16 protein-coding genes are annotated in these 21740 nt (G+C 25.0%); 1 reads left to right on the forward strand and 15 read right to left on the reverse strand.

Going from position 1 to position 21740, the window contains the following annotated elements:
• Positions 1 to 34: 34 nt before the first annotated feature.
• From NG918_RS09185 to NG918_RS09235, 11 genes are all read right to left on the reverse strand, one after another.
• Positions 35 to 1186 carry an AlbA family DNA-binding domain-containing protein gene (locus tag NG918_RS09185; RefSeq protein WP_252225739.1) on the reverse strand — a complete coding sequence of 384 codons (1152 nt, stop codon included), beginning with the start codon at positions 1184 to 1186 and terminating at the stop codon, positions 35 to 37.
• 43 nt (positions 1187 to 1229) lie between these two features.
• Positions 1230 to 2792, reverse strand: coding sequence for an LA2681 family HEPN domain-containing protein (locus NG918_RS09190; RefSeq protein ID WP_252225741.1), 1563 nt, complete (start codon positions 2790 to 2792; stop codon positions 1230 to 1232).
• A gap of 47 nt (positions 2793 to 2839) precedes the next feature.
• Positions 2840 to 3697 carry a hypothetical protein gene (locus tag NG918_RS09195; protein ID WP_252225743.1) on the reverse strand — a complete coding sequence of 286 codons (858 nt, stop codon included), beginning with the start codon at positions 3695 to 3697 and terminating at the stop codon, positions 2840 to 2842.
• An 82-nt stretch (positions 3698 to 3779) separates the two neighbouring features.
• Positions 3780 to 5102 carry a DNA sulfur modification protein DndB gene (locus NG918_RS09200; protein ID WP_252225745.1) on the reverse strand — a complete coding sequence of 441 codons (1323 nt, stop codon included), beginning with the start codon at positions 5100 to 5102 and terminating at the stop codon, positions 3780 to 3782.
• A gap of 104 nt (positions 5103 to 5206) precedes the next feature.
• Positions 5207 to 6667 carry a TnsD family Tn7-like transposition protein gene (locus tag NG918_RS17090; protein ID WP_252225747.1) on the reverse strand — a complete coding sequence of 487 codons (1461 nt, stop codon included), beginning with the start codon at positions 6665 to 6667 and terminating at the stop codon, positions 5207 to 5209.
• A gap of 2 nt (positions 6668 to 6669) precedes the next feature.
• On the reverse strand, positions 6670 to 8307 hold the full coding sequence (locus NG918_RS09210) for an ATP-binding protein (protein ID WP_252225749.1): 1638 nt from the start codon (positions 8305 to 8307) through the stop codon (positions 6670 to 6672).
• Positions 8300 to 10402: a TnsB C-terminal domain-containing protein gene (locus tag NG918_RS09215; RefSeq protein WP_252225751.1), complete on the reverse strand. Its 2103-nt coding sequence runs from the start codon at positions 10400 to 10402 to the stop codon at positions 8300 to 8302. Before NG918_RS09215 ends, NG918_RS09210 begins: the two co-directional genes overlap by 8 nt.
• The gene (locus tag NG918_RS09220) at positions 10380 to 11147 is read right to left on the reverse strand and encodes a TnsA endonuclease N-terminal domain-containing protein (RefSeq protein ID WP_252225753.1); all 768 of its coding nucleotides are present in this window, start codon (positions 11145 to 11147) and stop codon (positions 10380 to 10382) included. The genes NG918_RS09215 and NG918_RS09220 overlap by 23 nt, the downstream gene beginning before the upstream one ends.
• Positions 11148 to 11338: 191 nt before the next feature.
• Positions 11339 to 12178 (reverse strand): HNH endonuclease, encoded by an 840-nt coding sequence (locus tag NG918_RS09225; protein ID WP_252225755.1) that lies wholly within the window; start codon positions 12176 to 12178, stop codon positions 11339 to 11341.
• A 169-nt stretch (positions 12179 to 12347) separates the two neighbouring features.
• Positions 12348 to 13289: a DUF5677 domain-containing protein gene (locus NG918_RS09230; RefSeq protein ID WP_252225757.1), complete on the reverse strand. Its 942-nt coding sequence runs from the start codon at positions 13287 to 13289 to the stop codon at positions 12348 to 12350.
• A 23-nt stretch (positions 13290 to 13312) separates the two neighbouring features.
• Positions 13313 to 15634: a hypothetical protein gene (locus NG918_RS09235; RefSeq protein WP_252225759.1), complete on the reverse strand. Its 2322-nt coding sequence runs from the start codon at positions 15632 to 15634 to the stop codon at positions 13313 to 13315.
• A 344-nt stretch (positions 15635 to 15978) separates the two neighbouring features.
• On the opposite strand from NG918_RS09235, the gene NG918_RS09240 reads away from it, so the two are divergent.
• Positions 15979 to 16539: a recombinase family protein gene (locus NG918_RS09240; RefSeq protein WP_353735862.1), complete on the forward strand. Its 561-nt coding sequence runs from the start codon at positions 15979 to 15981 to the stop codon at positions 16537 to 16539.
• Positions 16540 to 16807: 268 nt separating this feature from the next.
• On the opposite strand, the gene NG918_RS09245 is transcribed toward NG918_RS09240, so the two are convergent.
• The 4 genes from NG918_RS09245 to NG918_RS09260 form a co-directional block, all read right to left on the reverse strand.
• Positions 16808 to 17416: a type II toxin-antitoxin system PemK/MazF family toxin gene (locus NG918_RS09245; protein WP_252225763.1), complete on the reverse strand. Its 609-nt coding sequence runs from the start codon at positions 17414 to 17416 to the stop codon at positions 16808 to 16810.
• 738 nt (positions 17417 to 18154) lie between these two features.
• Complete coding sequence (locus NG918_RS09250; RefSeq protein WP_252225765.1) at positions 18155 to 20062, reverse strand: ATP-dependent DNA helicase; 1908 nt, start codon at positions 20060 to 20062, stop codon at positions 18155 to 18157.
• Positions 20063 to 21145 (reverse strand): hypothetical protein, encoded by a 1083-nt coding sequence (locus NG918_RS09255; protein ID WP_252225767.1) that lies wholly within the window; start codon positions 21143 to 21145, stop codon positions 20063 to 20065. It lies immediately after the preceding gene.
• Between the two features lie 194 nt (positions 21146 to 21339).
• A complete protein-coding gene (locus NG918_RS09260) occupies positions 21340 to 21600 on the reverse strand; it encodes a hypothetical protein (RefSeq protein ID WP_252225769.1) in 261 nt (86 codons plus the stop codon).
• Positions 21601 to 21740 lie beyond the last annotated feature (140 nt).

Raw genomic sequence — 21740 nt, forward strand, 5'->3', positions numbered from 1 at the left:
AACTTTATTATTATTGAACATTGGAAAATATATTTTATGATTTGTTTTCTTCTCTAAAATCTACTAACATTTTATTCAAAACTTCTCCTGTTTTTAATCTCTTTATATTTTCCTTTTTAACTAAATCATTTTCACATTCTAGCCATTCATAACTACAATTATGTTCTTCAATGAGTTTTTTAAATTTACATTCATTAATATATATATAATTAACAAATCTATCTTTTTCATTTCTATTTTCAAAAATTAAAATAACTTCTCTAAATCTTTTACATGCAAATACTGCTTCTGAATTGTCATCTTCTAATAAAAACTCGTGAAGTTTATATTTTATATTATCTTTAATAAAATATTTAAAGCAATAATCAAAATCAGGCTTATACTCTCCAAATCTAATAAATTCCCAATCTGGTACAGTTGTTACATATCGTCCACTATCCAATACTACAAATTGAAAAGCTTCTAATTCTGTCTCATAACATTTAATCTTTAATATTCCATATGTTGTAGATTGATTATACATAGCATATGAATAAAACTCTGGATGCAAATCCCCCTCATCATATTCCTTCTCAATTCTATATTCTGGATTAAACATATTATAATAAGTATATTCTTTTTCAACCCATTCCTCTTTATTTTTCAATCTATTTTTTATTTGTTCTAATGGAGGTTTATTAAGTAAAAATCTTTTTTTCCATAAATATTCTACATGATTTATATCTGCCCCTTTATCTATGTCTGTATTAGTATCGCCAACTCTTGTATAAATATATTGAGCTCTTACAGTTCTATTTTGTTCTTTATAATCTTCTATTAAATAATATGGAGTATCATTAGTATTTTTTATAATTATTATATCAATTTCATGTCCATCAACTTTTAATGTTTTCATTTCTATAACTGGACGAATTCCACCTGAAAACTTCTTACTTTTTAACACATCAATTATTTGTTGTTGATTTTTACGATTAATGTCATTTTCTATACCTACTATTTTAAATTCTTTGTCTTCAATTCCCAATATAATATAGGCATCTTCATCAGCTCTATTATTTGCCATACAAATAATATCATGAACCATATTTGCTTTATTATTGTAATACTTCTCCTTAAAATCCCAATATTCACCTTCATATTTTGACTCAATAAGAGAAATAATTTTCTTTTGTAAATAATTATCCATAATTTATCCTTTCTCAACTACTGTTTAATAAAATCATATAATTTTAATATTTCCACTCATCTTCATATTTTAATAAATCAATTGGCATAATAAATTGATTATCATTTCTCTTTCTTGCTCTAAACCTTTCTTCACAATGCACTGATAATGATAATAAAATAATTGCTTCTCTAGCATATTTCATCAATCTAATTGATGCTTCTTCAAACTCTCTAAATGTTTTTATATATGCTAAATCATCATCCACTTCATTGTTGCAAAATCCCAAAAACTTATCATCAATAATTTTTAAATACTTATGTTCAATAGAATTTCTTATATCTGAAATTTGTTCGATTTCCGGCTCTAAATAATTATGTTTAACTTTTTTCTTAGATATATCCTTAAATAACCAATACAACCCTATTAGGGGATAGTTATATTCTTCATGAATCATCATTTTTTCTTTCAAATTATAATTAAATTTATATCCTTTTTTACCACTTTTCTCCCCCATCCAGATACTTTTATATGATATGTCTCTTTCTTTAATGCCTAATTCAAAATAGTAGTTTATAAAATAAGCAATTCTATCAAATAATGAATAAAATGCTCTATATGCATATTTCATTTTTTCTATTTTTAAACCATAAACAGAGTAATCTAGAGTATCTACCATATAAACATCTTTATCCGAAAAATGTGTTTCACATGAGTCTATTGTATCTAAGCATTCATATATCATATAACGTGCCGATACATATTCCTGTTTTATCTGATTGAAAAGTCCATGACACTTAGGTGTACTATCTATTAATGCTACCATATTAGGAAGATGAATTATGTCATATGCTACTTCAGAATAATTAACAGCATCATTCAAAGTATTTAAAAATAGTATATTCTCTTTGCACCAAACTCTATATCCAATCTCATCTTCATTATCACCAAGAGTTTCTTTATTATAGTTACTCTCTTTAGTTAGTTCTTCTATTCCCACGTTTTCTTCCAACCATGTTTTTTCTTTTTCAAAAAATTTCTTTGCATCACTATGTAATTGTTTATTATTAACAATTCTATTCAATAAATTATATGACTGCTTATATAAAACATATTTATGCCCTGTATCATAATCATAGTCAGCATAAACTTTAAGTTTACACCCCAAGTTTCCTATTGCCATTGAAAAATCATAATCTAATATATTTTTCAACTTGTCTATAGATACTATTAGCCTACCTGTTTCATAAAGTATATTCGAATAATTTGTATAAACCATGAGTTTATAGTTTAAATAGTACGATTTATCAATTTCATTCATTTCATCAACATTAATCTTTTCAAAATATCTTATACTTTTTCTATATAGATAAATGCAAAATTCAAAGTCACTCTCATTAGCATTATCACCAAAATAATTCATAATTCCTTTATCCCTAATACCAATATAATTGCTATATGAAGTAGCTCCATGATATGCTAAAATAGCTTTTTCTAAATCTGAATATTCATCACTACCTATGAACTTCAAGCAATCATTTGCTATAGATTTTAATGTTTCTGACTCTTCTTCATCAAAAGCCTTATCTGCAAACATTGCTATAATATTAATTTTTTCATTTATCATAGCCTTCCTCCTAAATTCAACTAATTTTAGTATAAAACTATTACCTTCTATTTATAATCCAAAATTTCTATATCTGTGAAGGGAATTATTACATTATTTTTTACTAATACATATTCGCTAGGATATCTTACTTCACCTCGTACTTCCATATCTACAATAATCCTAATTGATACATCTATTAGTTGTTTTGTTAATTTCTTTGCTTCTATAGCCTCTTCCTCCCACTTTAACCCATTTCCCAAAGTGGCTTGGCCAGTTTTTACTGTACACTTTAAAATATAACTACATGAATTTTCTAACCACTCATCAAATAGATTATTATCTCCAATAAACATTTTTAATCTATTGAAAAATTCAGATTCATTTTTCAAATCAAGATAACTATCGTCTATACAAGCATTATCTAAGAATAAAAATCCGTTAATATTATAATCGAAACTTAATCTATGAAATAAATATTCTGCATAGTAAGCTTTCCAATATTCTGTATTCGTTGATGTATTATCTTTATTATATTTGCTCAAATCATATTTTAAATCTTTATATGTTAAATTTACTGAATCTGTTAAAATAAAGTTTATTCCAATCTTACTTAAATATTTCTTTAAAGAAGTTTCTCTTATTAAAGATTCTTTTAAATCAAGCAATCCAAATTTCTTAATGGTATCTAAATTATCTATTGAAGAAATAACATGAAATAAATTTATGTAATCAAAAACAACTTTCGTATCATCTACTCCAATACTCTCTATAAAATCTTCATATAAATATTCATTCTTATCAAATTCATCTATATTATTAAAATAATAGTCTATTATTTTTTCAATTAGAGCTTCTTTTTCAATATTAAATATATTAGCTAAAGACTTCTCAATACTCTCTAATGTACTTCCATCATATATCATATTTTCCCTCTCACATTCAAATTATTTATATAAATTAAAAGATAGTAGGTATCAGTTACTCCTCTATCTTTTAATTTACATATTATCTATTTTTATTATTAATCAATGGTTCTATGTCATTATCTCTTAGCCTTAAAATTTCCTTTAGTTTTGCAGTAGTTGTACTAATAGCTGTTCTATTATTAGAAATTTTCAAATTATCTGAAATAATTCCTCCAAGAAAAATTGGATTTGGAACAAATTTATTATCATCATCAGGTACTTCTCTTCTCCAATCTAATTCGCAGATTGCTTTAGCAATCTTAATTATGTCAATATTTTCATACTTAATTGCCACATGACCTATTTGTGCAATAATATAAAGTCCTGCTCCAGTCATAGATATGTATTGCTTTCTAAAATTCTTTATGCATTCATCATCAATATTTATTTTATTAAATGGCTCACAATTATTAAATATATAATTTAAAAAATCAGATATCTTTTTCATAAATTTTATATACGATAACTTATCATTTCTATATTTTTCTTCAAATTTTTTATCTGCATTTTGAACTCCAAATGCTAACAATGAAATTATATTCTTTATCATATTAAATGATATGGTATTATTAGATTTTGGAATATTATCGCTTACCAAATCAACACCTATATACTTATCCTTTCCCGGATAAAAATGTTCAACTACATAATTATAATTATCACTTACACCTAATAAACTCTTAACTGAATATGAAATTAAATCTCTTACATTTAACAATGCCATAACTGATGAATCCATGGATTTTGTTGTGTTAAGCCTTACAAATATATCCTTTTCCTTTTCAGCATCTGTTTCCAAGTAAAAATCTATGCCCATATATAGCCCTTCTATTTCCCCATTAATTACCTTTTCATTCACCAGTTTATGCAATGCATAAGTTCTGTGATTTCCATCAGCTATTTTAAACTTAATATTTTTATCCAATTTTAAATAGGCCATTATACATCCATTATTTTGTTTAAGTTCTCTATTTATATTAACACTAATACTTTTTTCATCATCAATGTTGTATACAATTTGTAATGTTTCATTAACTACAGTTGTTACATTAGGTAAAATAAAATCATCAATATTATCTTTTATATATAAAACAATATCCTCTCCATGTTTAGGTTCTAAATATCTATTCTTTATATTATCTAAATTCATGATAACTTCCTTATCATCTTTTGGCCTTACTTTAGTATGTTCACATAACTTGCAAATATCCCAAAAAGACAATACTGACCTATATACTATTCTAGAGCTCTGCCTAAAAATCATAGCTTTAACATAATAATAATTATCGTCCTGTAAAATTGTGCTATATTCATTTATTTTTTCACTTTGTTCAAAATAACTACTTGTAATATACTTTTCCATTTTTCACCTTTTCATTTGTTGTATTAATTAGAACAACTAAAATATATGTTGTTTTTATATTACAATATTATATATTGATTTTTTCAAATTATCAACACATTATATTATTGTTCTTTATGAACACCTATTATTCTTCTTTGTTTCCATTCAGCTATATTGGGATATTCATACTTAACCCAAGTAATTCTTCTTTCTTGAAATTCTTTCACAGACTCAGTATTAACCTCTAAGAACTTTTTAGTTCTAATTAATCTGTCCAAATACTTAGTTAATAAATATTGTTTTCCTATAATTCTACCTATAAGAGATATTGACACTCTTTGTGGTTTTTGCTCTGATTTTAATATTTCAGATACTGCATTTTTACACAATAATAATATTTCATTATCCCTCTGTTTCCAGTCTATTTTATGATTGTTACCTTTACTTTTTCGTTTAGGTGAATTCTTCAAAATCCACTCTTTATCATATTTTAATAACCATCTGTATGTTGAATAATCATATTTTCTTAACTCACTTACACTTAAATCCTTATGCTCATCTTGCAACAAAAGCCACGATTTCCTATATTCATTAATCTCATTAATATTTTTCTTCTGTAACTTATGATTATTATCAGTTTTAACATCATCCTTTTTAAAAAGCTCTTTAACATCTATATTTAAAAACTGTATCATTAATAAATGTTGCATTGGATGAAATAAATTTCTATGCTTTCTGCATATTTTTGTAACCCAATTGTATTGATTTTTTATATAAAAATTTATACCTAATGCATCTAAATATTCTTCACCATAAAATCCTTTAAAAGCTTTCAATATATCTTCTTGATTTAATTTCATCCTAGTATCTGAAATTCCCATCTCAATAAGTTTTTCTGCATATACTTCTCTAAAAAAATTCATTTTCTTATATTTAAAATTTATTCGCATTAACTTATCTATATTATTACAATATGTTTTCTGTAATCTCATAGCTCTATCATCTAATTCAGCTATGTAATTGCCACAATTAACCTCTACTTCTATTTCTAGATTCAAATATTCCTGTCTATTAATTTTTTCAACTGATTTATTAAGTGTCTTTAATGCTCTATTATGCTTATTACAAATCAAAACTCCATCCAACTGATGTTTTAAATGCCAATAAGCTTCCCCATAATTTCTTCTATCTTCAGCTATACACTCTTCACAATATTTTAATGAAGTATCTATATGAACAACATTATTTGATAACCCTAGTGTATTATAAATATTAGAACCATCATCACCAAGCATACTACAAAAGATTTTTTCTGATGCTTCTTTAGTTGCAAAAGCAGTATAAAATTTAAATGCTGTATTTTCCATAATCAACTCATCAGCCTTCATTACATATGTGTAAGGTAAATTACTTATTAAGTATTCAAAATTAGCAGGTAGTTTTCTACCTGCTGTAACTGATATTTTCCCATACAATTCTCTTAATAAAGTTTTATTATCTAAAATCCCATTCCAGATTTTGTATCTAGCTATAACACTATAAAAAAGTTCATCTGGATATGGATTTGGAAAGAATGTTATCACTTTTAATTCACACCTTTCAATATATCTTCATAACTTCTTATGTAATTGTTCTCTTTCAATTTTTCATAAATGCTTATATTATCTTTCTTAGCTTCTTCAGCAATAAATCTTATATCATCTTTATCTAAAGGTTTCTTGGATTTTCTTTTACTTTTTTGAAGATTTGTATTATTAACTTTTCCTAGAATAAATTCAATTGTAACCCTAACAATCTTTCCTATATTATTTTCACCTGTTTTTATTACTTCATCTAAATATTTCTCTATTTCATCCTCATTAAATCCTGATTCTAACAATTTTATAAAAGCTTTTTCCCTTATATCAATTTTATTTTCTTCATCCACTCTCTCTTTAGCTTTCTTAAATTCATCAATCTTATTGTTTGAATCTATTTTTAATTTCTCTGTACTTATAAAATTATCTATATCTACAATCATAATATCATTGTAAGAATTTATATTTTTCAAATTTCCTGTTGCCAGTGCTCTAAGCATAGGTCTTACAAGTCTCAAATTTTCTTTTGCTACCTGCCTTATTAAAGCTACACTTATTGCCTTTTTTCTGGATGATATTGCTCTTACTTGTGCCATTACAAATAATTTTATTGCAATATCAATTATTCCCTGACTTTCATCATATATTGCCTCAATAAATTCTTGTGTTAATTCTATCTTTTCTTCTGTCCATTGATAATCCCAGAGTCCTTCTAATAATAATGTAAATTGTTCATCTTTCTTCAATCTATCCCAAATCATATCTCCCTGCCCACTTCCACGTCTAGCCTGTCTAAACTCTGATTGCAGTATTTCTAGAGCTTTTGGTGTTCCAACCAGAACCACAGGAACACCTATTGTATTTATTAATGTAACAAAATAATTTAACATTTTTTCAGCTCCACCACTTTTAGCTGTGCTTAGATGCTGTATTTCATCAATTACTAATATCCCTAAGTTTGATATTTTTGCAATCTGTCCCATCAACGGAAGCATTGCATTTGCTGATAATCTTGCAGTATTGTATTTTTTAAAATAATTTGTTCCTAATATATTATCAATTCTCAAAAAGAATTCTAAACATAAAGCCTTTAATGAACCATCATATGAGCAATCAAGCTTTAACCAAGTCAACTGTGTTATACATAAAGGAACTTCTTTATACTCCTTATGTAATATTACTTGTGGTATTGAATTTAATATCCTATTTATAGCTGTAGTCTTCCCCATTCCACTTACCCCTATCAACGAAAATCCTGATGCAGTTGTAGTAAATAATTCATTTTGAGTAATATAACCATTCTTAATATCTCTATATCCATTGTTTAATGCTCTTTTATATTCTGCTGTTAATGGATTTCTATTTATATAACCTTGTCTTATCATTCTTGAAATCCTGCTTTCTAAATCTAAATGCATTGGCAGTGGCTGAAAGTATTTAAATATTCTCTGTATTACATGTAATTTCAAATGAGATGCCAAAGTTCTTTCTTCCTCTTCGTATAATGGATAAACACATATATCATCAATTACTTCTTTTTTACTTTTAATGTTAGGTAAGGCTTCTACCATAGGATTACCTTTATATTCAGATATTTCTTGAGTTTTATATACTGCGTCTATTCCTATTACATCAATATTATTCATTGTTAAGCCTCCTCAACTTGGATTTTATAAGTTCTAAATCATCTATATCTGCTTCTTCATCACTTTCTTTTATTTGTTTAATATTATTCTGTTCTCCTAATATAAAAGCTTCTTCTTTTCTATTCATTATTTTTTCACTAGCTCTATTTACTCTTATTCCTTTTAAATCGCTATTTCTTAAATTAGTTTGTTTATCTTGCTTATTAACAACATCTTCAATATTCTTTATAAGATTTATTTTTTCTTCAATTTCATCTGATTGCTCCTTATTAACCATCATTATTTCACGCTTCTGTAAATACTCAACTTCTTCTACACACATATCTAAATATCTATATTCTTTATTTAGCAAAAAGCATTTTTCATAATTCATATTACCATCTTGAATCCAATAAATGTTATTCATATTTCTTGGGTCATATAATACTTTTATTTTATATTTTCCATGTAATCTTGCTTTCTCAAATCTTCTTTCTTTTATAGCTAATAAAGAACTATAGTAGACACCTTTAAATTTTATTCCTTTTTCTGTTATAGTTGCTTCATCTCGTGGCATCAGACTAAATTTTAATGTTTCAGAATCTATTGTTCTAAGCATACCTGTTCTATTTCTAATTCCCCATTCCCATATTTTTTTTGGTATCGGCTCTAAATCATCTTTAATCATATCTTTATCTCTAACATAATGTTTTAGAACATGATTATTATTGTGATATAAAATAATGTTTATTATTATTTTTATAAAATCATTTAATGTTAATTTAGCTTCCAATCTGTAGTCTTTTGCTCCTCTTTCTCTAAAGTCAGGTAATACTACAGCTGGAGATAAGGGGTTTACTTTCAAATTAATGCATCTAAAATTTTGTTCTATAACTGATTTCCAATCTGCTCTGTATGGAGGAGTGTTACTTAACTGAATCCCCAAATTATTAACAAGATTATCTGCTTGAAATCCTTCCAGTTCTCCTCTATCTGCCAAAATAGAAAATGGAACATTACTACAATTCCAATCTTCATCTTTTATATCAATACCATATTTTTTGCAGAACTCCCTTTTAGGTGACATTGAATTATATAAAGCTGTCATAGCTCCAATCCAGTTTGGTCCTTCTAATCCCACATAAAATCCAGTTATCATTCTTGAGAAAGTATCCATAATCATATAAATCACTGGTCTTCCTATAACCCACTGACTGTTATATTCTGAAACTAGATAAATATCTCCTATCGTTGCATCAATTTGATACTCCATTCCTGGACCTAATATTCCTTTATTACCACTATTTAAAACAGCTCTATATTTCTGCTGAAATATCCTATCCCCATTTCTTGCTGTAATTTCTCTTTTTATATCTCTCTCCTTATTAAACCAATATCTAAATTGTGCTATAGTAGGCAGTCTGTTGCTATCTGATATTATTAATTTTTTATCATCATTAGATTTAACAATTTCTTCTGAAAAATATTCCTTTATCATCAGTTCATATGTAGTTACTAGTGAATTCTGCTTTTGAGTATTATAAAATTTATTTATAGATTTCTTAAAAATTTTCTTTATATCATCATCTACGTTTATTCCATCATTATTTCTATAAATAGCTGGTCTGCCTCTCTTTTTATTTCCTGCTTTCCTATCTTTTCCTCTAGCTCCACACTTGTAATAACGTGGTAATAATGCATTTTTTCTTTTTCCACCTTTCCAATATCGCTTTAAGGCTTCATCCAAAGTACTTCTAGATATTTTGTATTTCTTGCATAAGCCTGACACATATTTGTTTCTTTCTCTTGTAAATATCTCAGGCTCGTTTATATTTCTATATAATTCAGATACTATATCAAAGTATTTATCTCTTATTGCTTTTGCTGTCTCATTTATATCATCTTCTGATACTATAAAAATATCATCATTAATAACTTCTATTTCTTTATTTCTAAGCTCCTGTTTTATCTGAACCTTTGAATATATATACTGCCACTTATTATCATCAATATTTATAATATAAAAATCATCTTCATTTTCACTTATCCATATGATTCGTAGCCTTTCCTCTTTTCTATTTCTCAAGACCATATTAAACATTAATACATCTTCCAATAACCTCACCGCCTTCAGCTACTTTGTATCTCATTAACTTATCTTCTAATAAAATTTTTATATTTAAATCAGTTATTAATTTCTTATTAGTAATCATTCTTTTAAATACAGTTAAAATAATTGCTTCATTTATACATGTAACTTTTGCTATATTAATAATCATGTTATTTAATGTAATTTCATAATTGCTTTGAACTGTATCTTGAATTAAATTAGTTATTAATTCTTCATTTTCAATATCATCTGAATCATTATTTAATAATAACCACTTAATATTTTCCACTCTATTCATATTGATATCTTTATTAGTCAAAATGCTCCATTCTATACCTTTAGCTTTCCAGTATCTCCTCTCCACTTCTAACTTTTCTAATGTTGTCCCCCTGTATAACTGACTTTCATTTTTTACAGATAATGCAATGTACTTTTCTTTATTAGCATAATTAATCGTAACTACAAAAGTTGTGCTAAAAATATATTGCTCTCCTGTTTTTTTGTTTTTGAATTTATTTAAGTTAATATCTTCTAAATCTACTTCACCATCCATCAAATCAAGCAATGGATAATGTTCTTTAATATCACTAACATCCTCTTCAAAATCTAAAAGATAAAATATATTTGTTTCTAAATCAGTCAATAGATGATGTAATCTTCCTGTTGTTCTTCCTTTAATTCTGCTTACCCTACCTTTGCTCGGAAAATCCTGAATCTTTATCGCTGGTTTATATTCTTGTATCTTTTCCATATCCCTTCCCCTTTCATTTTTTATAAAAAGAAAAAACATTGCCTTCCAGACAACAGTCATAATTTTTTTTAACTGCTGTCTGGAAAACAATGCTTTTAATATATTTCGTTAGTTTTCTAAACTATATTTTATCATATGATTTAGATAATATGTATCTTATCTTTAAGTTCAAATGTTTTTAAACAATAAATTTATCTATAATAAGATAATAATTTTTCATACGTTATTTCTAATCCTACTGATTTTAATAATTCTTTTCTTTCTTCATATAATTTTTTTAATACACTTTCAAAATCCTTGCCATAATGCAAAAGATTATGGCAATTACTGCACAATGATACTATATTTTCTTCTACATCTAATGAAAACTCAAAATCTTCATACTTGCTTAACGGAATTAAATGATGTGTTTCTGTATAATTAGTATCGTCTTTTTTTCTAATAAATGTTTCATGTTTTTTATTTATTTCACACATATGTTTTGCCAAGCATAGTGCATTTATAGATACTTGAATACTTCTAGGATAATATTTTTTTCCCTTACTATCTTCTTGTACAGCTTTTTTTGCTACTGGTTTTTTATTATAACTTATTGAATTAGAATGACTTTCCTTTGTATTTATATATTTTTTTATATCATTCTCACTCACTATTTCAATCTCTGGAGAATTTTTAATGTACTTTTGTAATTCAACTAGTTTTTCATCTTTGATAATATGATTACTATTATATGGTATAATCAATTGCTTACACCTTTCAAAATCTATTAATGGATAATCATATTGTATTGTAGTTAATTTAATATAACAATATTTTTTATTAGTTTCAATCTCTATTCCCACATCTATAACTATTCCATATGCATAAATTCCAGGTTGCCTTTCATAAATATTTTTTCCAACATAAAATATAATAAAATCCCCAATATTGGTTGCTCCTGTTGCATAAAAGTCAACAATATCACCTAGTCCATCAGTTTTATCAAATATATTCCATCTTTTCAATTTTACTGGATAATAAAAATAATTCATGAAACTCTCCCCCCATTAACTTCATTTTCACACTGAATTTTTCTTACTTATAACACACTACTTAAAAATAATAATTATATAAAAACTATTATTTCTTCTCAAAACTTATTGTGGCAAATTATTATACTGATACTATCTATACATTCAAAAGTTGAACTAATTATATATCTTATTTGCTTTTGTATTTTACATTTTTCCATTTATCAGTTATCATTTTTTCCCTTTTCCTCAACTCAAAATGCCACTGTGCGAAATTAACCCCATCTTCTTTATCTAACATATTTTTTACAATTTCAAAATACATTCCTTCAAGAAAAGTTGATAATAATGATATTTGTATAGATAATTTTGATGGTGATGGCACCTTAGGATTTTCAACGCAAACATTCCCATTTAATATACCTATCCCATTCATAGCATTGCTACCATGACTCTTATTGGATAATACTTCATACAATGTAATGTAATACTTCTCCATATTCAAAGTTTTACTTAACTGATATATACTTTTAGGCCCATCAAATAATTCATACCACCTAGGTGTCTTATTCCTATACCTCCTCATATTATGTGAAATTGTTTGTTCTCTTTCTTCTTTAATTTCCTTATACTCAGGATATTTATCAAATATACTTTTTAAATTATTAATTCGTTTTTGCATATCTTCTGAATCAAAATTTTCAGCTACTTCTTCTCCAACAATTTTTCTAAACTCTGCATATTCTTCATTATTTACATCCATTTTTTCATAATAATTAATTTTCCTATAGAGATTTTCTACATCATATGATAAAGCTCTTCTTTTTATTTCAGATTCCTCTTGAAAAATATACTTAATTCCTAAATACACTTCAAATATACTTCTTAATAAAATTGATGATACATTTATACTTGAACCACTATATAATGATTTTATTCCATCCGTAATTTCCAAGCTTTCTCTTAACATTAATAATATACTGGACTTGTAATACGAGTTATCTCCACCATCACTATTTATTAATGAGAAGATATCTTGTCCATATACTAATATATCATCAATAAATCCAACTGTTTCATTTAATAATTTTATATATCCCTTATCTTTAATTGGAATAATAAATTCTTCCATATTCTTATCTCTCTTTCCTTATCTTATTTTTCATTAAACATTAATTTATTTAATTCATAAAAAATGTTTTCTTTATCAAAATCTGATACAGAATTACAAATACACTTATTAGCTTCTTCAATAAGTTTAGTTATATATGTTTTTATATTCATGCCACTATTATTTATTGTTCTTTTAAATTCTGTCCTAATAAATTCAGATATTTTATTATTTATTAACAAATATTTATAATCTTTTTCAGCTAATTTTAGAATAAGAAAATTACATAATCCTTTTTGAAAGAAACCAATATTTTTAATTAATTCTACCAATGTTTCTTCTCGTAAATAGAACATTCTATTTACATACATTATCTTAAAATTTTCTGTTGAATAAATTCTTTCAGGAATTCTTGATTGAATAAAATATTTATAAAAATATTCTTGATGTTCAAAAAAGAATTTTTCTTTCAAAATATTAGGAATTTCAGTTAGCTCATTTAAGAATTCAATTCTCCAGTCATATAAACCACTTTCTATTAAATTATCAACTTTTATATTTTGAAAATCAAATATTTCCATACCATAGTTACTTTCATTAAATATATATTTGAATTTTAATAGTTTAAGATAATTAATATATGAATACTGATTGCATTCACTAATCATTTTTTCATCTATTTTTCTATAAATACTATTATAAATCCACTTAACTAATTTACTTTTTATTTTGTGTCCTATATTACTTTTCTCTATATATTTACAAATAAAAACTACAACTTCTTCTTTTAAACTCATATCATTATAAATATCATTAATTAAATCATTTCTAAATATTTTAATTTCATTTCCCCATTTGTAATAAGTATCATTCCCTGTATATAAAATCATGTAAAAAATAATTACTACTTTATATTTATAATCTACTAGTTTTATTAACTCATTAAAATATTCTATATTGTTTTGATTATATTCAAGATTAACTATGTATCTATAAATTATTTCTTGATTTAATTTATTTAAAACTCTGTTCTTAGTTGTTCTAAAAATTTCTTTTATACCTTGTTCTGTTATTATATTTATCTGAACACATTTATCTAATAATTTAAAAATAAATTTACTATATTGTTTTATAAGTAACCCCTCATACTCAGTTAATTTCTTATCATTTAGATATTTATATATTACCTGTTTTTCTATTTGCCTATCGACTATATAACTATATATTGCCTTGCATTTTTCTTTATTATCAATACTTGTCCACAATATATTATTAATATCAAAATACATATTACAATCCAAATCAAAATAATTATTATATAAAAAGGTATTTTCTCCTTTAAAAAACTTTTCTATATTTTTTATATTTTCACTTATATCTTCATTATGTATCAAAGAATTTATTATCCTATTCTGATATTTATATATGTCTTCTATCTGTTCAAAATTCAATTTTAATTCATCACATACATTCCAAAAATAACTGAATATCTGTCTTGAATAGAATATCTTTTCCAAATCTAATGTATCGCTTTCATCTTTAATATCTAAATAATAATGAATGTTTTTTATTACATAAGTAATCATTTCTATTCTTTGTTTCTGAGTAAAACTTACAGTTTCATCCATCAAGCATCTTATAAAATCATTGGATTTTTCTTTATAATAATAATTAAAAACTTCCTTGTATTCTTCTTTAATTTTATTTCTTATTAAGTTATTTAACCACACATCTTTATGTTCCTGCATTGTGAATAATCTCATCATAACTTTTATACTCTTTATAAACAAAAGAATGTATAATATAAACACTATTGCTATACTAACACCCCATAATGCCTTAACATACTCCTTATATACAATAATATATTTCATTTCTAATATTTTTTCATTACAAATACACATTATTGTAGAAAATAGTAACATACATTTAAAATATATTGAATTAAAAAAAATATATTCTTTACTATCCATCAACAAAAGTTTTGTTTTACTTCGTCCCCAATACTTGTCATCTTTAATCTGAAGCGAATAATTTAATGCAAACTGAATAAATACATAAAATATTCCATATAACGTTAAAATTCCAATTGTTAAATTCAAGTAACTACTTAATTCTCCCAAATATATAAATTTATATTCTTGCTGTAATGTAATAACAATCCCCAAAATAATACATATTATAATAATTTGCATGATTGCTAATATACTACGTATCTTTGGAATTTTACATACTTTTTTAGCTATTTTTTCATTAATGCTACTATACTGTATTCTTCTATAAATCCTTGTCCCTATACCATATATAACACTAAAAAAAATCATACCTAATGCTAATAATATTGTTGTCTTAATATTTGCTAACATAAATCTATCTCCACATTCATTTTTATTTCTACTAATAATTTATAACGTCTGTCTTGATTACTTATATAAAAATATATTTTCCATGCATCATCAAGAACAAACGTTCTCAATAAATAGTCTATCATATTTTCCTAATTTATACAAATAATAATATAAATAAAAAGATTTCTTTTCGTTTATACTTTTTCAGATACTAAAATAAGCCTTATTTCCTCTTAAATCAGCCAAAAAATATAAACAAAATTATTAATACCCTTTTGTTTACATATAATATATTAAAATTGAAAACAGGAGGTTATTTAACTATGATTTACGGATATGCTCGTTGCTCCACCAACGAAAATATGCAAGATATTACAAGACAGATACGAGAATTAAAGGAATTGGGAGTAACAGATACATCAAAAATATATAAAGAATATGAAAGTGGAACAAAAACGAATAGACCTGAACTTTGTAAACTTCTTGAAATAATTAAAGATTATGATACTTTAACCTGCACTGAGGTCAGCAGAATCAGCCGTTCTACAAAACAACTTTGTGAAATTATAGAATTAGCTAAAGAAAAGCATCTAAAATTGATATTTGGTACTTTTGTATTAGATTGCACAAAGCAACTTGATGTAATGACAGAAGGTATGTTAAAGATGATGGGTGTTTTCGCAGAATTAGAACGGAATATGATATCTGAAAGAGTTAAAAGTGGCATGAAAAATGCCCAAGTCAAGGGTAAAAAAATAGGTAGACCTATTACAGATGCTGATTCTATTCCAGCTGTCTTTTATAAGCATTATCCCAAATATAAAAATGGAGAAATAAATAAGAAAGAATTCTCTAGGCTCTGTAACCTATCTTATCCTACTATCTACAAATATTTAAAACTAATTGAATCTCACAAAAAATGAAAGAGTTTATTCAAATTTTTTATACATTCATATATATTAAAAAAGAGCTTATCCTAAGCTCTTTCATTTTTTCATAATATAATATTTTAGCTTTCCTAGCTAAAACCTTTTTGTATTATATTATATGTACAAATCATTATTTTGATACATATAATTGATAAAAGAGAGCAAATCCTTTACTCTCTACTTTTAAAATAATAATATTATCTACCTTATCCTAAGGCAAATCTTTTTGTAATTTTATTATACACATATTTACACATATTGTCTATAGGTTTTTTATTTTTTCTTCAGCCTCCTCTAATGAAGTGACTTGTAATAAATTCAAGATTTTCTTCAAATCATCTTGTACTGAATTTCTTTCTTTTTTTAAATTAACTATATACTCTTTCTTCTTATCTAATTGTTTACTTATATCTAGATAATATTTATGAATATCAATAGATTTTGCAAGTGCTAAATCTATTTTTTTCATTTCTTCACTTCCTAAATCCGTAATTAGATTTCCTAATCTAGCCTTACTAATAGTTATCACATTAGCTAATAAAACACTACCATCTAATTTCACAGTACCATCACTATTATATTGTGTTTCTAATTCAACTATAACAGGTAATTTATCATCAGTATGAGAAATTGGTGCCACAATAGTATTAGGTGAATTTCTATTTCCATTATAATTCTGTAATATTACACATGGTCTATTTTCTTTTTCTTGTTCACTTCCTATTCCAACTCCAAAGGAACATTCATAAACTTGTCCTCTTCTTACAAATCTTATACTGGGTTCTTTAGCATTTTTAGCTTTTTTATCAAGAAAAAGTTTTGTTTTCATCCATTCTAAATATTGCTGTACTCTACTTAATTCAACATCCATATAAAACCTCCTATTTAAAATTATATTGTTATTATAGCATAACAATATAATTAATTTATATTTTCACATTAATTATATATCTTAACATGTTTATTCTTTCTATATTTTAATGATTATGTATCCTAATTCTCTCCACTGTTCGTAAAGGTTATTTTTTAATTTTTGTTCATAAATAAATTTGTATTATGAAGAAGTTCATTTATAAAACAATTCTATAATTAACTCTAAATACTATTTTCCTTGTTAGTCCTCGCAGGACTTTCAAGAACATAAGATAATGTTCATAAAGGTACACCTTTATGAACATTCTTCTATAAATTAATTATAAAATAAATAATAAAAGAATGTTGTTCTATTTAGGCAACTATGTCTTTAAGAGACATTCTGTCGTTTAAACAACTTATTATAATTAAAAAGAATGAATTAAAAGATATTTCTAATCTTATAGTTCATTCTTTTAAAAATACATTTTTTCACATTTAACTTATTGAATACACTATTAATCTATATACAAGAATAAATAACGTTATATGTATCTATTATAATTTTCCGTTCTATCAATTTTAAATACAGCTGATATAAATAATTTATATCTTATAACATTAAATCTTTCTTTTAGGGTTTATTTATTTATTTATTAGTTTTTCTTTTAAATATATAATCTTTAATATCTTTGTAGTTTCTATTTTTTAGATACTATGAAACATGCTGTTTGTATTTAATACATATCAAGAAAAACTAAGACTGTATCCTCTCTAATAGATATTCATTTCTAACTTTACTTTTATTTTCAACTGCCTTTTTAAAATTCTTAGCCTCACTTATAATTATAGCCTTCTGTTTTGCTCTAGTAGCTGAAACATACAACAACTTATTATAATACACATCTATGTTTTCATCATCAACAACTATAATTACAGCTTTATACTCACTTCCTTGACTTTTATGTACAGTAATAGCATAACCCAATCTTAACTGATAAATCTCTTCATTTGTATATATAACTTCTTTATCTTTAAAATCAAACCTAACTTTTACAATATATCTATCTGCAAAGCTCTCTATTGCTGTTATCTTACCAGCTTCTCCATTAAAAACATTCTTCTCATAATTATTAATAGTTTGAATAACCTTATCATTTATATTAAACAGCTTACTATGTATCTTGTTATCTATACTAACAGAATAAGAAATCATATTATTAATCTCATCAACTAACTTATTATTTTGTGCAAGTATAGCTATATCATCTAATGCATACCCATCTTTTTTTAAACTGTTAATCTGCTCTGTGACCTTACCTAATATGTCTTTATCATCTTTACAATCTATAATTTTAAATTCATCATAATATTTAATAGAATCAAAATCGCCTCTTCTTATAGCATTTGCATTATTAAGCAGAATTGAGTTCTGTTTCTGTCTGTATATTGTATGTAATTCAGTTTTAGCTATATTATTACAATTAAATAAATTCAAAAATGGCGCTCCAGCTCCAACTGGTTCTAACTGAAAAATATCTCCAACCAATATAATCCTTGTATTGCTCTCTAAACTATTGAATAATGTACTCATTAACCTTAAATCTGTCATAGATGCTTCATCAACTATCAAAAACTCAACAGCTGGAACTGATTTAACCTCATATTTCTTATCATTATCTTTTAAATTTAAAAATCTGTGTATTGTAGTAGCTGTAATACCTATTTCTTCTGCATTTAACCTTGTTACAGCTTTACCTGTAAAACTCACCAATCCAATTTTAACAGTATCTGAATAAACATACTTTATACATCTTGTAATATTACCAATAAGAGTTGATTTACCAGTTCCAGCCGAACCTATTATTAATGAAATATTACTATTAAACACATTATATATAGCTTCTCTCTGTTCATCACTAAACTTATATGTATTAGTGTTATTTTCTTTCTCAATATATCTATCAATCTTATCTTTTATTTGCTCTTCTATTTGAATAACAGTATTAAGTCTCTGCTTTATATTTAATGCAAGAGTATGCTCAGCTTCATAATATTCAGTAAAATAAATCCTATCATCATCTTCATATATTATATTTTCTTCTGAAAGTTTACTTATAGATTGTCTTATTTTATCAATATTATGTTTATAATTCTCCTTTAAAATAGAAATTAGTTCTTCTCTATATACAAATACATCTCCTTTAGTTTGTGCTTTTCTCATTTCCTGCAATATATTATAATTTGTAACTTTTTTTAACTTATCAGTATTAAATAGTTCTTCTATTATATTATTATTAATTTCATCTTTTGCTATCATGTATATGTGTTCTATAAAATATTCAAGAACATCATAATCTTTAACACTTTCAAGCTCACTAATATATTTATCTTCTAATTCAAACATAGACGTAATCTCTTTAGTACAATTCTTATTTCTATATTTTATCAGTAAACTTAAAATAATCTTCTTATTACTAATATCTGTGCATTTAATATAAGAATTAAATTTTCCATAATTATACATAAGTAACTTTTTAATAATTATTTCTTCAAAAACACTATTTAATACCTTATCTTCTAATGCTTCTTTTAATATATCTTGATAAACTCTTCTCGCTACCTTATCAATAGTTTTTTTTAAACTTACAATTTTAGCTCTCAATTATAATTTACCTCCCTTCTTTTTATTGGATTTAGCAAAAAATATTTCTTTTGCTTTTTCTTCTCCCAAAATTTCTTTACATTTGTTTTCAGTAAAATCTGTAATTTTAACATTGTTTAACATGAATAATCTAGCTACTTCATTAGATTTTTTTAAGATTTCTTCGGTAAATTCTTTTATATAATATTTAGCAGGAGCATTTCTATTATTTTTATTATCTTCTTTATCTACTTTCTTCTCTACAAGACATAATGCAGTCAACACATTTAGATATTTTCCAGCTATATTCCCTGATTTATTTATAATCTTTCCAAAAGTCACATTAGGACAATAGATATATAGCTTTCTGTCTTCTTCTCTTAATTTATATATGTTTTCTTTAACATAATCAATAAATGCTTTTAATATATCTATATCTTTAAGAAGAAAGACTCTTAATGTTTGGTATTCAGAAATTCTTTCTTCTATATCCTTTAAGTTATATTCACATATCTTTTCATATTCTTCTATCAAATATTTTCTCTCTTTATTTATTGCATTAAGTAATAACATAGTTGCATCATTTATAGTTATTTTTAATGCAAAAGCTAAAAATTCAACTGAATCAAATCTCACATAATAATTTTTATCATCTTTATTGATTGTTTTATATATATAAAGATAATACTTACGCTCATTCTCGCTATAAAGAACCTTTCCCCATAAATCTTCTTTAAACATTAACTCTACAGTAACATTTTCATTTATTTTTGTAATTTTACATTCATACTCTTTAATATTATATTGTTCTATATAATAAGCCTTTGTTTCTTCTGCTTCTTCTTGAGAGTTACTGATAAATGCTATATAACCACTTACCAAATCATTAATTTTTATTCTTACTCCTTCTTTTTTAAAACCCAAGAATTTAAAAATATTCTGTTCACATATCTTATCTTTCAAATTAACATTATTATAATTAATTACTAATCCAGATAGTTTCTCTTTATTTTTAATAAACTCTTGTTTAAATCTATTGTCATTATCTAACAACTGCTGTAATCTGTTAATTTCATTTTTAATATATTCACTTTTAAAATTCATATTAACCTCTTCATATATAAATATAAAAACTATTCTTCTTACACAAATCTTACCAATAATCTATAATTTTTTATATAAAAATTTATTCTTATCATAATATAATCACTTTTCCTAATTTCCTTCTTTATTATTTATATTTTAACAGAATAAGAGAGCTAACTAGAATACCTATTTTCTAATCAGCTCTCAATCTTTTATTTATCTTGTCTACATTTTGTACAAATACCTTCTGCATTTATATCATCACTTGCAGATGGACAAAAACTACACACACCACATTCTTGTGCTATTCCATCCAATATTTCTGTATCATTACAATCATAATTTCTTCCCACTTCAAAAATCCTTAATGTCAGTTCCTGCGTTCTTTCCTTTCCTATTTCCTTAAAAATTCCCGACTCATTTACAGCCTTCAATACATCATTCAATATGTAACTTCCAATATGATTACACATTTAATTCACACTCCTGTTCATTATTTTTTTAATTAAAAAATTAAACACCTCTTTCTTGACAATATGTTTTTTTAATCCTTCCTTCTCTGGCATCAAGCCTCCTTTTTTCATGAATTTATATATTGTATACAGCTTTAACT

The sequence above is a fragment of the Clostridium sp. ZBS2 genome (assembly GCF_023845855.1).
Taxonomy (GTDB): domain Bacteria; phylum Bacillota; class Clostridia; order Clostridiales; family Clostridiaceae; genus Clostridium; species Clostridium aquiflavi.